Origin of the sequence: Pseudomonas sp. B15(2017) (assembly GCF_002113215.1) — a bacterium.
In the GTDB taxonomy this organism is placed as follows: domain Bacteria; phylum Pseudomonadota; class Gammaproteobacteria; order Pseudomonadales; family Pseudomonadaceae; genus Aquipseudomonas.
The window spans coordinates 315,214-329,546 of record NZ_NEJZ01000005.1 but is presented as its reverse complement, the minus strand read 5'-3'; the positions used below and the strand labels follow the sequence as shown (position 1 = coordinate 329,546).

General features: G+C 62.1%; 15 protein-coding genes. 6 read left to right on the top strand and 9 right to left on the bottom strand.

Annotated elements, in window-relative coordinates; translation table 11 throughout:
* Both CAF73_RS10860 and CAF73_RS10855 read right to left on the bottom strand, forming a co-directional pair.
* Window positions 1-682 (bottom strand): YgcG family protein (locus CAF73_RS10860; protein ID WP_085702669.1); only part of this gene is annotated, 682 nt, incomplete at its 3' end.
* Between the two features lie 13 nt (window positions 683-695).
* Window positions 696-1,304, bottom strand: a complete 609-nt coding sequence (locus tag CAF73_RS10855) for a LemA family protein (protein ID WP_085702668.1) — start codon at window positions 1,302-1,304, stop codon at window positions 696-698.
* Between the two features lie 260 nt (window positions 1,305-1,564).
* On the opposite strand from CAF73_RS10855, the gene bglX reads away from it, so the two are divergent.
* Entirely contained in the window at window positions 1,565-3,856 is a 2,292-nt protein-coding gene (gene bglX, locus CAF73_RS10850; RefSeq protein ID WP_085697471.1) for a beta-glucosidase BglX, read from the top strand.
* A 134-nt stretch (window positions 3,857-3,990) separates the two neighbouring features.
* Here bglX and CAF73_RS10845 read toward each other — a convergent pair whose 3' ends face one another.
* The 5 genes from CAF73_RS10845 to CAF73_RS10825 form a co-directional block, all read right to left on the bottom strand.
* Window positions 3,991-5,148 carry a phosphatidylserine/phosphatidylglycerophosphate/cardiolipin synthase family protein gene (locus CAF73_RS10845; protein ID WP_085697470.1) on the bottom strand — a complete coding sequence of 386 codons (1,158 nt, stop codon included), beginning with the start codon at window positions 5,146-5,148 and terminating at the stop codon, window positions 3,991-3,993.
* A 1-nt stretch (window position 5,149) separates the two neighbouring features.
* Window positions 5,150-5,740, bottom strand: coding sequence for a YceI family protein (locus tag CAF73_RS10840; protein WP_085697469.1), 591 nt, complete (start codon window positions 5,738-5,740; stop codon window positions 5,150-5,152).
* An 81-nt stretch (window positions 5,741-5,821) separates the two neighbouring features.
* Window positions 5,822-6,124: an amidase gene (locus tag CAF73_RS10835; RefSeq protein ID WP_085702667.1), complete on the bottom strand. Its 303-nt coding sequence runs from the start codon at window positions 6,122-6,124 to the stop codon at window positions 5,822-5,824.
* Window positions 6,121-7,200, bottom strand: coding sequence for a serine hydrolase (locus CAF73_RS10830; RefSeq protein WP_085702666.1), 1,080 nt, complete (start codon window positions 7,198-7,200; stop codon window positions 6,121-6,123). The genes CAF73_RS10835 and CAF73_RS10830 overlap by 4 nt, the downstream gene beginning before the upstream one ends.
* A 180-nt stretch (window positions 7,201-7,380) precedes the next feature.
* A complete protein-coding gene (locus CAF73_RS10825) occupies window positions 7,381-8,259 on the bottom strand; it encodes an acyl-CoA dehydrogenase family protein (protein ID WP_085702665.1) in 879 nt (292 codons plus the stop codon).
* Between the two features lie 153 nt (window positions 8,260-8,412).
* On the opposite strand from CAF73_RS10825, the gene olsB reads away from it, so the two are divergent.
* Together olsB and CAF73_RS10815 are read left to right on the top strand one after the other, a co-directional pair.
* Window positions 8,413-9,168, top strand: a complete 756-nt coding sequence (gene olsB, locus CAF73_RS10820; RefSeq protein WP_085697465.1) for an L-ornithine N(alpha)-acyltransferase — start codon at window positions 8,413-8,415, stop codon at window positions 9,166-9,168.
* Entirely contained in the window at window positions 9,168-9,962 is a 795-nt protein-coding gene (locus CAF73_RS10815) for a 1-acyl-sn-glycerol-3-phosphate acyltransferase (RefSeq protein ID WP_085702664.1), read from the top strand. Before olsB ends, CAF73_RS10815 begins: the two co-directional genes overlap by 1 nt.
* A 14-nt stretch (window positions 9,963-9,976) precedes the next feature.
* Here CAF73_RS10815 and CAF73_RS10810 read toward each other — a convergent pair whose 3' ends face one another.
* The gene (locus tag CAF73_RS10810) at window positions 9,977-10,549 is read right to left on the bottom strand and encodes an ACP phosphodiesterase (RefSeq protein ID WP_085702663.1); all 573 of its coding nucleotides are present in this window, start codon (window positions 10,547-10,549) and stop codon (window positions 9,977-9,979) included.
* 171 nt (window positions 10,550-10,720) lie between these two features.
* Between CAF73_RS10810 and CAF73_RS10805 the strand changes: the two genes are divergently transcribed.
* Genes CAF73_RS10805 through CAF73_RS10795 form a run of 3 tightly spaced genes read left to right on the top strand, consistent with a single transcriptional unit; the run spans window position 10,721 to window position 13,302 of the window.
* Window positions 10,721-11,023: a helix-turn-helix transcriptional regulator gene (locus tag CAF73_RS10805; protein WP_065257584.1), complete on the top strand. Its 303-nt coding sequence runs from the start codon at window positions 10,721-10,723 to the stop codon at window positions 11,021-11,023.
* Between the two features lie 33 nt (window positions 11,024-11,056).
* On the top strand, window positions 11,057-12,220 hold the full coding sequence (locus tag CAF73_RS10800; protein WP_085697462.1) for an MFS transporter: 1,164 nt from the start codon (window positions 11,057-11,059) through the stop codon (window positions 12,218-12,220).
* A 32-nt stretch (window positions 12,221-12,252) separates the two neighbouring features.
* Complete coding sequence (locus tag CAF73_RS10795; RefSeq protein ID WP_085702662.1) at window positions 12,253-13,302, top strand: alkene reductase; 1,050 nt, start codon at window positions 12,253-12,255, stop codon at window positions 13,300-13,302.
* A gap of 248 nt (window positions 13,303-13,550) precedes the next feature.
* Here CAF73_RS10795 and emhR read toward each other — a convergent pair whose 3' ends face one another.
* Complete coding sequence (gene emhR, locus CAF73_RS10790; RefSeq protein WP_085697460.1) at window positions 13,551-14,183, bottom strand: efflux system transcriptional repressor EmhR; 633 nt, start codon at window positions 14,181-14,183, stop codon at window positions 13,551-13,553.
* Window positions 14,184-14,333: the final 150 nt, after the last annotated feature.

Genomic DNA, 14,333 nt, shown 5'->3' with positions numbered 1-14,333 from the left:
GGTGGTGCTGGGCGGCAATCCACTGGACGAACCTTCCACGGTGTATGAGTCGGCCGGCGGGAAGGATACCGAGCATCTGGCAGACAAAAACAGTCAGGATGAACAACATCACTAGAAATACGAACAACGCCGGGTGCCGCGAGACGAAATCATCCGCAGGATCGCCGGCCGACTCATACACCGTGGAAGGTTCGTCCAGTGGATTGCCGCCCAGCACCACCAGCATCGCTGCCACGCCGTCACTGATGCCTTTACTGAAGTTACCGGCCTTGAACGACGGCGTGATCACCTGATGAATGATCACCGAGCTCTGGGCATCGGTCAGCCGGTCCTCCAGCCCGTAGCCGACTTCGATGCGCAACTTGCGCTCGTCCCGGGCGACGATCAACAGCGCGCCGTTGTTCTTGTCCTTCTGGCCGATGCCCCAGTGCCGGCCGAGTTCGACGCCGTAGTTCTCGATGGTCGCGCCTTGCAGGTTCGGCAAGGTCACCACCACCAGTTGCTCGCCGGTCACCTGTTCGTGGGCCTGCAACTGCTGGCTCAGTTGCGCGCGCACCGACGGTTCGATCATCTGCGCGTCGTCCACCACCCGCCCGGTCAGTGCCGGAAAGGTCAACTCGGCCCGGGCGCTGACGGCGAACAGCCACAGCATCAGCACCAGGCCCATCTTCAACACACGCATGGGCATCCCCGGCTCAGAACTTCACTTCCGGGGCCTTGTCCGCGCCGGGGCTGGTGGCTTCGAAGGTCTCGCGGATCGGCAGGTTGCTGTACATCACGCTGTGCCAAAGGCGACCCGGGAAGGTGCGGATTTCGGTGTTGTACTTCTGCACTGCCAGAATGAAATCCCGGCGCGCAACGGCGATACGGTTTTCCGTGCCTTCAAGTTGCGATTGCAGGGCGAGGAAGTTCTGGTTGGCTTTCAGGTCCGGATAACGCTCGGACACCACCATCAACCGGCTCAAGGCGCCAGTCAGTTGATTCTGGGCCTGATCGAACTGCTTGAGCTTTTCCGGGTTGTCGAGCGTGCTGGCATCGACCTGGATCGACGTCGCCTTGGCCCGGGCCTCGATGACTGCCGTCAACGTTTCCTCTTCGTGCTTGGCGTACCCCTTCACGGTTTCCACCAGATTGGGGATCAGGTCGGCACGGCGCTGATACTGGTTCTGCACTTGGCCCCAGGCGGCCTTGGCCTGCTCATCGAGGGTCGGGATGTTGTTGATGCCGCAGGCGGTCAACAATGTGGCCAGCACCAGCAGGGTGGCGACCTTCAATCGCGAGCGGTAGACAGGACTGACATTCATCGGACGGGTGCTCCCTTGCACATTTCAAGAATAATGAATCGCGAAACATTCTCAGCCGACGGTTGCGGCATAATCGCCCGCGCCACTGGATTGCAGCGGGCCGATGGGCTAAAAAGAGGCCCTGCGCGATCACGTCGCCGAAACTTTCGACGTACATTCGGCTGTCGTTTTCTGAATCAGCACCCGAACAACAATAGTCGCTCCCTAAATTTTGGCTGGCCGGCATTGCAACGCCGTTTAGGCCCTTGAGAAAACTATTCATGAAGAAGCTGTGTTTGCTGGGCCTGTTCGTCAGCCTGGCCAGTCATCAAGTACTGGCCGCCACGACCCCGGTACCCCTGGAAAACAAGGACGCGTTCATCAGCAACCTGATGAAGCAAATGACCCTCGACGAGAAGATCGGCCAGTTGCGCCTGATCAGCATCGGCCCGGAAATGCCCCGCGAGCTGATCCGCAAAGAGATCGCGGCGGGCAACATCGGCGGTACGTTCAACTCGATCACCCGCCCGGAAAACCGTCCGATGCAGGACGCTGCCATGCGCAGCCGCCTGAAGATTCCGATGTTTTTCGCGTACGACGTGATCCACGGTCACCGTACGATTTTCCCGATTCCGCTGGCCCTGGCATCGAGCTGGGACATGGACGCCATCGGCCAGTCCGGGCGCGTTGCCGCCAAAGAGGCCGCCGCCGACAGCCTCGACATCACCTTCGCGCCGATGGTCGACATCTCCCGCGACCCGCGCTGGGGCCGCAGCTCAGAAGGTTTCGGTGAAGACACGTACCTGACTTCGCGTATCGCCAAAGTCATGGTCAAGGCCTATCAGGGCGAGGCCCCGAGCGCGGCCGACAGCATCATGGCCAGCGTCAAGCACTTCGCCCTGTACGGCGCGGTCGAGGGCGGTCGCGACTACAACACCGTCGACATGAGCCCGGTGAAGATGTACCAGGACTATCTGCCACCGTACCGCGCCGCGATTGATGCCGGCGCCGGCGGCGTGATGGTGGCGTTGAACTCGATCAACGGCATCCCGGCCACCGCCAATACCTGGCTGATGAATGACCTGCTGCGCAAGGAATGGGGCTTCAAGGGCCTGGCGGTCAGCGACCACGGCGCGATCTTCGAACTGATCAAGCACGGCGTGGCCCGCGACGGGCGTGAAGCGGCGAAGCTGGCAATCAAGGCCGGCATCGACATGAGCATGAATGACACCCTGTACGGCAAAGAGCTGCCGGGACTGCTCAAGTCCGGCGAGATCGAACAGAAAGACATCGACAACGCAGTGCGTGAAGTCCTCGCCGCCAAGTACGACATGGGCCTGTTCAAGGACCCGTACCTGCGTATCGGCAAGGCTGAAGACGACCCGGCCGACACCTACGCCGAAAGCCGCCTGCACCGCGCCGACGCCCGCGAAGTGGCGCGTCGCAGCCTGGTGCTGCTGAAGAACCAGAACGAAACCCTGCCGCTGAAGAAAACCGCCAAAATCGCGCTGGTCGGCCCGCTGGCCAAGGCCCCGATCGACATGATGGGCAGCTGGGCAGCCGCCGGTCGTCCGGCGCAGTCGGTGACCCTGTTCGACGGCATGAGCAATGTGATCGGCGACAAGGCGAACCTGATCTACGCCCGCGGTGCCAACATCACCAGTGACAAGAAGATCGTCGACTACCTGAACTTCCTCAACTTCGATGCCCCGGAAGTGGTCGATGACCCGCGTCCGGCCAACGTGCTGATCGACGAAGCGGTGAAAGCTGCCAGGGACGCCGACATTGTGGTTGCCGCCGTGGGTGAGTCCCGTGGCATGTCCCACGAATCGTCGAGCCGTACCGACCTGAACATCCCGGAAAACCAGCGCGAGCTGATCCGTGCCCTGAAAGCGACCGGCAAGCCGTTGGTGCTGGTGCTGATGAACGGCCGTCCGCTGACGATTCTTGAAGAGAAAGAACAGGCCGACGCGATTCTGGAAACCTGGTTCAGCGGCACCGAGGGGGGCAACGCCATCGCTGACGTGCTGTTCGGCGACTACAACCCGTCGGGCAAGCTGCCGGTGACCTTCCCGCGTTCCGTGGGCCAGATCCCGACCTACTACAACCACCTGAGCATTGGCCGGCCGTTCACGCCGGGCAAACCGGGCAACTACACCTCGCAGTATTTCGATGACACCACCGGGCCCCTCTTTCCGTTCGGTTACGGCCTGAGCTACACCAGCTTCAGCCTGAGTGACATGGCGCTGTCCTCGACCACCCTGAACGCTACCGGCAAGCTCGACGCCAGTGTCATGGTCAAGAACACCGGCAAGCGCGATGGCGAAACCGTGGTGCAGCTGTACATCCAGGACGTCACCGGTTCGATGATCCGTCCGGTCAAGGAGCTGAAGAACTTTCAGAAGATCATGCTCAAGGCCGGCGAGCAGAAGGTCGTGCACTTCACCATCACCGAAGATGACCTGAAGTTCTACAACGCCCAGCTCAAGTACGCAGCCGAGCCTGGCAAGTTCAACGTGCAGATCGGTCTGGATTCACAGGACGTGACGCAACAGAGCTTTGAGTTGCTGTAATCCCGCGCCCCGATCGTTCCCACGCTCCGCGTGGGAATGCAGCCCGGGACGCTCCGCGTCCCAAAGCGGACGCAGAGCGTCCATTGAGGCATTCCCACGCGGAGCGTGGGAACGATCAAATCTGAAAACTGCACTTAGCCGCGTCTATCGAGCAGATTGACCACCACCCGATCCACCCAGCCCCAGATCCGCTGCTTCACCCGCCGCCACAACGGTCGGCGCTGCCATTCCTCCAGACTCACCTGCTGACTCAGGCCGAAGTCCTTCTCGAAACTCGCCACCACCGCTGCCGTCAATGACGGATCCAGCGCTTCCAGGTTCGCTTCAAGGTTGAAGCGCAGGTTCCAGTGATCGAAATTGCACGAACCGATGCTCACCCAATCGTCCACCAGCACCATTTTCAAATGCAGGAAACACGGCTGGTATTCGTAGATTTTCACCCCGGCCTTGAGCAGGCGCGGATAGTAGCGATGCCCCGCGTAGCGCACCGACGGGTGATCGGTGCGCGGCCCGGTCAGCAGCAGGCGCACGTCGAGACCACGGGCGGCGGCCTTGCGCAGGGAACGGCGGATTTTCCAGGTCGGCAGAAAATACGGCGTGGCCAGCCAGATCCGCTGCTGGCCGCTGTTCAGCGCGCGGAACAGCGATTGCAGAATGTCCCGATGCTGACGGGCGTCGGCGTAGGCCACACGGCCCATGCCCTCGCCCGTGTCCGGCACGCGGGGCAGCCGTGGCAGGCCGAAATGCGCGTTGGGCCTCCACGCGCGGCGGTGGCGGTTGGCAATCCATTGGCGGTCGAACAGCAATTGCCAGTCGAGCACCAGCGGGCCGGTGATTTCCACCATGACCTCGTGCCACTCGCTGGTGTCGTGGCCCGGCGTCCAGAACTCATCGGTGACCCCGGTGCCACCGACCACCGCCAGACGCTGGTCGACCAGCAACAGCTTGCGATGGTCGCGATAGAAATTGCCGACCCAGCGCCGCCAGTTCAGCCGATTGTAAAAACGCAGTTCGACCCCGGCACCGGTCAGCCGCCGACGCAACGTGAGGGTGAACGCGAGGCTGCCGTAATCGTCGAACAGGCAACGCACCCGCACGCCCCGCTCTGCCGCCAGCACCAGCGCCTGCACGATGGTTTCGGCACAGGCGCCGGCCTCCACCAGATACAGCTCCAGTTCGATCTGCTCGCGGGCGCGGGCGATCTCGTCGAGCATGCGCGGGAAGAATTGCGGGCCGTCGATCAACAGCTCGAAGCGGTTGCCATCACGCCACGGAAATACCGCGCCGCGCATGTCAGCGCGCCGTGAAAATCAGCACCGCACCCACCGGCACCGACAGACTGATGGCCGACAGGCCGGCCATGTTGCGCAGGCTTTCCAGGCCCGGCAGCAGATCGAAATCCTCGGCGCTGATCACCAGCGGTTCCAGGGTCACCACTTGAAAGCGTCGGTCATCGAGGCGCGTGGCAAGCAATTCGGCGGGATATTCGCGCTGTTTGCCATGCAGATTGACGGTCAGCGGCAGGCGCAATTCAAGCTGCGCGCCAGGGGCCAGATCGTTGATCGGGCGCAGGTCGATCCGGGTGCTGATGGTCGCTTCGGGGAATTGCTCGATCTGGAACAGTTCCTTGCGCATGCGCTCGTCGCGCAGCGGGATGCCGCTGTTGATCGAATCCAGTTCGACTTCGACCACGGCGCGGCCATCGGGATCGACCTTGCCGTGCAGCACCAGAAAGCGCTGCACTTCAGAAATATTGGCGTTTTTCGTGCTGACGAACGACAGCCGCGACGACTCGCCGTCCAGATACCAGTTGGCCTGGGCCGGCAGCGCAGCAGCGCCCAGCAGCAGGCCGGCGAAGGCGTTGCGCAGAGAACGGTTGAACATTGAAGACTCGTGGGGCCGATAAACCTGCACGAACCTTAACTGCCTGGAGCCGGGTTGCAAACCGGCAGTTCATTTTGCTGATCAGGGATTGAGACGACAGCCCTGACGCTCGCCCTGCCATTGGGCGCTGTTGCTACGGCCCATGCCGCTGGCACTGATGAGTTTTTGTGCAGCGTTATCGGTCAGCTCAGCGGGCAACCACTGCTTGACGTAACCCCGGCAATATTCGGCGTCGTTGTTCATCACGTAGCGGCACGAACAATATTCCTTGGCGGTATAGGCGCTGATGATGTCCGGGAAGGCCCACAGGTTTTCCCGTTCGTGCCAGCCCCAGCCCAGCAGCACGACAAACAGCACCAAAAGAATGCGACTGAACAGTTTCATGGCCGCACCGCCGCGAGCACGCGCTTGAGCAATTCGTTGTGGCGATAGCTGCCGTCGCGGTCATCGCCGTAGCGCACGATCACCAGTTTTTCGCTCGGGATCACGTACAGCGCCTGGCCCCAATGGCCGAGGGCGGCAAAGGTGTCGGGCGGTGCGTCGGGCCACGGAGAAGGCGCGCCATCCGCCGGGCGATTGAGCCACCATTGGCCGCCGGGCACGGCTTCGTCCTGATGAGCCTTGTAGCCGGCGAAGGGTTGGCGGTTGAAGGCGACCCAATCCCTGGGCAGCAACTGCCGGTCGTTCCAGCGTCCGTCACGCTCCATCAACAGGCCGATTCGCGCCAGATCCCGGGCCGTCATATAAGCGTAGGAAGAGGCGACGAAGGTGCCTGTGGCGTCGGTTTCCCAGGTGGCGTGGCGGATGCCCAGGGGATCGAAAAGTGCTGTCCACGGATAGTCCGGATAACGCTGTGGGCCGACGATGGTTTTCAGTGCGGCGGCCAACAGATTGCTGTCACCGCTGGAATAACGGAACGCCTGACCCGGTGGAGCGTAGCGGTCGTGATCGGCGGTGAAGGCGGCCATGTCGCGGTGGCCACGGGTGTAGAGCATCGCCACCACCGAGGATTTCAGCGGGGCGTATTCGTAATCTTCCTGCCAGTCGATGCCCGAGGCCCAGTGCAGCAGATCCTTGAGGGTGATGGCCGGGTGTTTTTCCAGCGCCGGGTAGAACGTTGCGGCCGAGTCCTCGAGCTTGAACAGGCCTTCGCCGTACGCCACGCCGAACACCGTGGCCATCAGGCTTTTGCTGATCGACCAGGTCAGGTGTGGAGTGTCGGCGGTGGTTGCGTCGCCATAGCGTTCATAGACGATCTGGCCGTCGCGGATCACCAGCAAGGCGTCGGTGCGGATGCCCTGGCGAGTGTCGTCGTCGCGGGCGGCAAAGGCGTAAGCCTCCAGTGCCTCGACGGCCTGGCCGTTGAGTTTCGGGCCGGTCGGCCACTGCTCGCCCGGCCATTGTTCGGCCTGAACCGTGAAGCTGATCAACAGCAGAAACAGGGACAGGCCTTTGAACATGGTGAGGGCTCTTGGGGAGAACCTGCTGAGGGTAGTCAGGGTTGATGACAGATTTGAGAATTTGGCCGCCCATGAAACCGCCATCGCTGGCAAGCCAGCTCCCACAGGGGTAGAGGATTGCCATTGATAGCCTGTACACCAGCGACTGTGTGGGAGCTGGCTTGCCAGCGATGAGGCCGGTCAGTCCAGCGCCAACGCCTTGGCCAGGCGTTTGGCCCGCGCGCCCGCCGCCAGTTGCATGACCGATTGATCGCGCTGCCACATCGCCGCCCACTCGGTATTGCCGTCACGCAGGGCCTGATCGACTTCCGCTTTGAGCCCGTCAAACTGCGCAAACAAGCCACCAAGCAACACATGCCCGGCGGGATTGTTCGGTGGCTGCCGACTGACTTCCGCACACCCGGCCAACAGCGCCAGCAAGCGCAATTGCAACGGCTGTGGCCAGCCGCTGTCCTGACCGACGCCGTACAACCAGGCAGTCATCGCGCTGAGCACATAGATATCTTCAAGGGTGCGGAACGGTTTGACGTAGGCATCCCAACCGTCCCCGGCGAGCAGCTCGCACAACGCTTCATCGAGATGCAGTCGGCCATGGCTGATGTCCGGCATCAGCGGCAGGGCCGGGAGCTTTTCCACCCGCACACCGGGCTCACCGGGATAGACCACCGCCAGGCTCAGGCGCGGTGATTCGCCGGGTTGCTCACTGCGTGCGGCGATCAGCAGCCAGTCCGCCGCATCGCCGGCGGTGACGAAATCCTTTTGCCCGGTGAGGCGCAGGTCCGTGAGCCGGGTCTGCATGTCCGCCGGGCGCAGGCTGCGCTGTTCAGTCGCACACAACGCACCGAGGCTTGGTGGCGCGCTTGGCCAGAGCATTCGCAACGCCGCCTGATAGCCCACCAGAAACGCCAGCCCCGGCGTCGCCATCCGCCGCCCGCCTGCCACCGCCAGTTCGAACGGCGTCACGCTGCCCAGTTGCTGCAGCAACGTGGCGAAGCCCTCCGCCAGATCGGCATCGGCGGGCAGGCGTTCGCGGCATTCAAGCAGGATCGACCAGGTCATCAGAGGCTCCTTGTGGGCTGTCATATAAGCATCACCAAACATTCATGGCGATGACACCGGGGCTACATAGCCTGACTTTGCACAACACGGCTGCATAAAGAAAGTCGATCGGCTGCAACCCATGACGGGTTCAAGGCCCGTACGGAGATTCACATGACTCAGATCGCCCGCATCAGCGACACCGGCAATGAACGCCGCCTGCAAGCCGAACGCCTGATCGGCGCCGAGGCCTTGCAGCAAGCCCAGGCCTTGCGCTTCAACGTGTTCAGCGGCGAGTTCAACGCCAAGCTGAACGGCGCGGAGCTGGGTCTGGACATGGATGACTATGATGTTCACTGCAGCCACATCGGCGTGCGTGACCTGAACACCGGCCGTCTGGTGGCAACCACCCGTTTGCTCGATCACGCTGCCGCCAGCAGCCTGGGCAAGTTCTACAGCGAAGAAGAATTCAGCCTGCACGGCCTCGCCGGCCTGCAAGGCCCGATCCTGGAAATCGGTCGCACCTGCGTCGACCCGGCCTACCGCAACGGCGGCACCATCGCCGTGCTGTGGGGCGAACTGGCCGAAGTCCTGAATCAGGGCGGTTACAGCTATCTGATGGGTTGCGCGAGCATCCCGATGCAGGACGGCGGCGTGCAGGCCCACGCGATCATGCAGCGCCTGCGCGAGCGTTATCTGTGCACCGAACACCTGCGCGCCGAACCGAAGAATCCGCTGCCTAGCCTCGACATTCCATCGAACGTGATCGCCGAAATGCCACCGCTGCTCAAGGCCTACATGCGCCTGGGCGCGAAGATCTGCGGCGAGCCGTGCTGGGACGAGGACTTCCAGGTCGCCGACGTGTTCATCCTGCTCAAGCGCGACGAGCTCTGCCCGCGCTACGCCAAACACTTCAAGGCGGCCGTGTGATGAGCCGGCTGCGGGTGTACGCGCGGATCGCGCGAGTGCTGCTGGTGGTGACGCTGGGCCTGAGCATGGCCAGTGTCTTCGGCGTTTTCGAACGCCTGGGGCTGGCCCACTCGATGGAACGTCGGCAGCGCTGGTCGCGGTTTTTCATGGCGCGCCTGAGCAATGCCCTGCCCTTTCGTGTGACCGTTCACGGCGAGCTGCCAAAACAGCCGATGCTGTGGGTCAGCAACCATGTGTCGTGGACTGACATTCCGCTGCTCGGCATGCTCACGCCGCTGTCGTTTCTGTCCAAGGCCGAAGTGCGCACCTGGCCGGTGGCCGGCTGGCTGGCGGCGAAGGCCGGCAGCCTGTTCATCCGTCGCGGTGCGGGCGACAGCCAGTTGATCCGCAAGCAGATGACCCGTCACCTGCAAACCGATCATCCGTTGCTGATGTTCCCGGAAGGCACCACCACCGATGGCCGTTCGCTGCGCACCTTTCATGGTCGCCTGCTGTCGGCGGCGATTGATTCCGAGGTGATGCTGCAACCGGTGGCGATCCGTTATCTGCGCAAGGGCAAGATCGATTCGCTGGCGCCGTTCATTGGTGACGATGATCTGCTGTCGCACCTGATGCGTCTGTTCAGCAACGACTGCGGCGATGTCGAGATTCACCTGCTCAAGCCGATTGCCTGCCAGGGCCGGGAGCGCGCGGCGCTGGCGTTCGAGGCACAGCAGGCGGTGCAGAAAGCCTTGTTCGGCGATGTACTCAAACCGGTCGAAGCGCAACACGCCCGCGATCTGATCGCGGCCTGATCGGCGACTTCCGCCTACAGCTGCCGGCCGGCAAAGTCCTGCAGCTGTGGGTAGAACAAACGAAAGTCTTCGCTCAACGGTTCATACAACCGCCGCAAGTCTTCCATCGCCCCCGCCAGTTCTTCAGGTCGGGTCAGGCGCCGGGAGATCCCGCGCAACACCTGTTCCAGCACTTCGAATTGCTGATACGAACCCAACCAGTCATTGGCCACCATGTGCGGGACGATCTTCGCCAGGCGCTCGGGCAACTGCCGCTCGCTGGACAGCACACGGTAAACGTCGGAGGTGAACTGGGCGAGCGGGCGGTCGGCGTACAGCGTCCAGTCCCGGGCCAGGCAATGGTCGAAAAACACGTCGAGGACGATGCCCGCGTAACGACGGCGGGTCCTGGAGAACCGCGCCAGTGAGACATCCACCAGCGGGTGGCGATCGGTGAACACGTCGATCTGCCGATGCAGGGCAATCGCCGCTTCGATCTCCGGGTCGAACTGCCCTTGCAGCCGCCCTTTGACGAAATCGCCATACAGACTGCCAAGCAGTTGACCGGGACGCTGGCCACCGAGGTGTAAATGTGCGAGATAGTTCATGGGCGCAGCTTAGCACCGCGCCCGCGTTTGTTTACACCTCACATATCGTTATAACCCGATATACCGATTTATGCGGTCATCAGATCAAATTCATATTGGTATATCGCGAAGTACCGATTTAAAGTTCGCCCCATCGCGATATAGCGCTACACACATCTTGAGCACCCAGCCATGAACATTGACCTCGACGAAATAATAAAAGCCCTGGCACACCCAGTACGGCGAGACATCCTCAACTGGCTGAAAGACCCGAAAGCCGAGTTTCCGGAACAGATCCACAACCACGAGTACGGCATCTGTGCCGGGCAGATCGATCAACGCTGCGGCCTGTCGCAATCGACCGTTTCCGCCCACCTGGCCACCCTGCAACGGGCCGGGCTGATCAGCAGTCAGAAAGCCGGCCAGTGGCACTTTTTCAAACGCAACGAGGACGTGATCCAGGCGTTCCTCAGCACCCTCAGCAAAGAGCTCTGACCCTTAACGTCAGCCAGCCAAAAGGAACAAACGATGCCCCTCTCACTATTCATACTCGCCTTGAGCGCCTTCGCCATCGGCACCACCGAGTTCGTCATCATGGGCCTGCTGCCCGATGTGGCGGCCGACCTCGGTGTGTCGATCCCCGGCGCCGGCTGGCTGGTGACCGGTTACGCTCTGGGCGTGGCCATCGGTGCACCGTTCATGGCAATGGCCACTGCACGACTGCCGCGCAAGGCTGCACTGGTGGCGTTGATGGGCATCTTCATTATCGGCAACCTGCTTTGCGCGATCGCCAGTGACTACAACGTGCTGATGTTCGCCCGAGTGGTTACCGCTCTCTGCCACGGTGCGTTCTTCGGCATCGGTTCGGTGGTCGCGGCCAACCTGGTCGCTCCGAACAAACGCGCCTCGGCCGTGGCCCTGATGTTCACCGGCCTGACCCTGGCCAACGTGCTGGGCGTACCGCTGGGCACCGCCCTCGGTCAGGAAGCCGGCTGGCGCTCGACCTTCTGGGCAGTGACCGTGATCGGTGTGATCGCGCTGATCGGCCTGATCCGCTTCCTGCCCGCCAAGCGTGACGAAGAAAAACTCGACATGCGCGCCGAACTGGCCGCGCTCAAAGGCGCCGGTATCTGGCTGTCGCTGAGCATGACCGCGCTGTTTGCCGCCTCGGTATTCACCCTGTTCACTTACGTCGCACCGCTGCTGGGCGATGTCACCGGTGTCTCGCCCCGAGGCGTGACCTGGACCCTGATGCTCATCGGCCTGGGCCTGACCGTCGGCAACATCATCGGCGGCAAACTGGCCGACAGGGGCCTGGCCGCGACGCTGATCGGCGTGTTCATCGCGATGGCCGTGACCTCCACGGTACTGACCTGGACCAGCATCGCGCTGATCCCGACCGAGATCACCCTGTTCCTCTGGGCCACCGCGTGTTTCGCCGCCGTGCCGGCCCTGCAAGTGAACGTCGTGACCTACGGCCAGGCCGCACCGAACCTGGTGTCGACCCTGAACATCGGCGCCTTCAACGTCGGCAACGCCCTCGGCGCCTGGGTCGGCGGCAGCGTCATCGCCCACGGCTACGGCCTGACAAGCGTGCCTCTCGCCGCAGCGGCGCTGGCGGTCCTCGCGCTGCTGGTGACCCTGATCACATTCCGCCAGAACGGCAATCCCGAGCTGGCCACCGCTAACTGATTCACTCACTTACCTCACGAGGGTTGTATCTCATGGCAACGATTTTCGATCCGATCAAACTGGGCGACCTCGAGCTGTCCAACCGCATCATCATGGCGCCGCTGACCCGCTGCCGCGCCGACGAAGGCCGCGTACCCAACGCGCTGATGGCCGAGTACTACGTACAACGCGCTTCGGCCGGCCTGATCATCAGCGAAGCCACCTCGGTGACCCCGATGGGTGTCGGCTACCCGGACACCCCGGGCATCTGGTCCAACGACCAGGTGCGCGGCTGGACCAACGTGACCAAGGCCGTTCACGCAGCCGGCGGCAAGATCGTTCTGCAACTGTGGCACGTCGGCCGGATCTCCCACCCGTCGTACCTGAACGGCGAAGCGCCGGTTGCACCGAGCGCCATCCAGCCAAAAGGCCACGTCAGCCTGGTTCGCCCGCTGGCCGACTATCCAACCCCTCGTGCGCTGGAAACCGCTGAAATCGCCGACATCGTCGACGCCTACCGCGTCGGCGCGGAAAACGCCAAGGCCGCCGGCTTCGACGGCGTGGAAATCCACGGCGCCAACGGCTACCTGCTCGACCAGTTCCTGCAAAGCAGCACCAACCAGCGCACCGATATCTACGGCGGCTCCCTGGAAAACCGTGCCCGTCTGCTGCTGGAAGTGACTGACGCGGCCATCGAAGTCTGGGGCGCCGGCCGTGTTGGCGTGCACCTGGCTCCGCGTGCCGATTCCCATGACATGGGCGACGACAACCTGGCCGAAACCTTCACCTACGTCGCTCGCGAGCTGGGCAAGCGTGGCATCGCCTTTATCTGCTCCCGCGAGAAAGAAGGCGCCGACAGCCTCGGCCCACAACTGAAAGAAGCCTTCGGCGGCGCATACATCGCCAACGAACGTTTCACCAAGGAAAGCGCCAACGCCTGGCTGGCAGCGGGCAAGGCTGACGCTGTGGCATTCGGTATCCCGTTCATTGCCAACCCGGACTTGCCGGCTCGCCTGAAGGCCGACGCGCCGCTGAACGAACCGCACCCGGAAACGTTCTACGGCAAAGGTGCGGTCGGTTACCTCGACTACCCGACTCTGTAAGCCATACCGCAGAAACGCAAAAGCCCCCGACTCGCGAGAGTCGGGGGCTTTTTATTGGTCGCTGGGTGGGCGGCCGTTCACATTCGTTCACAGGCTCGACACAAAATCCCTACAAAATACGTAGCTCGCTACATATCAACCCGCGCCGCAGAGGTATATAAAAGCATCCCATTGCAGCGGGGCGAGTGAACACGGACCTTCATCCGCATCCTTCATTGACACAAACTGATCCAATAACGAATTTTGTTTCATTTGCGCAGGCTGGGGCTCAGGCGCAGCATGTCCAGCCCGGTATCGACCCAGCGCTCGGCCTCGGCGTAGAGTTCGAAGCTGTCCGGCGCCAGGAGCCATCCATAAAGAAGGCCGTCGATATAGGCGTGAATGCTGATGGCTGCCCGGGCAGTGTCGAGGTCTGCCGGCAGCTGCCCACGATTGACCGCATTACTCAATGTCAGCGCGATCCGCACATTGCAATCGAGGCTGGCGGTCCGGCGCTGCTGGCGCAGATCGCACATTTCATCGGTGAACTCGCACTTATGAAACAGAATTTCGTTGATGCGCCGGGTTTTTGGGTCCAGCGCAATTTGATGAAACAAATGAATCAGCAACTTGCGCATGCAGCCCAGCGGATCGGGTTCGTCCTCGCTTTCGCTGGCCTTTGCCAGTTCATCCAGCGGTTCCTTCAGCGTATCGAGCATCGCCTGCAACAGATCGGCCTTGTTGCTGAAGTGCCAGTAGATGGCACCGCGCGTTACACCCGCAAGGCTCGCAATGTCGGACAGCGTCGTACGGGCCACGCCCCTTTCATAGAAAGCTTTCTCGGCGGCTTCCAGAATCTGGCTTCGCGTTTCCTGAGCTTCCTCTTTGGTGCGACGAACCATGGCAGTAAAACCTCAAACAGGATGTTTCAGGGATGGCTGAATATCCGCTGAATAAAAAGGGGTGAATCTCTCGCGGATCGACTCCCCGGCCTACAATTTCAGACCTTGCCACGACTTTTGTAACCGGTTGGGTACGCAGCCAAGGTGTTT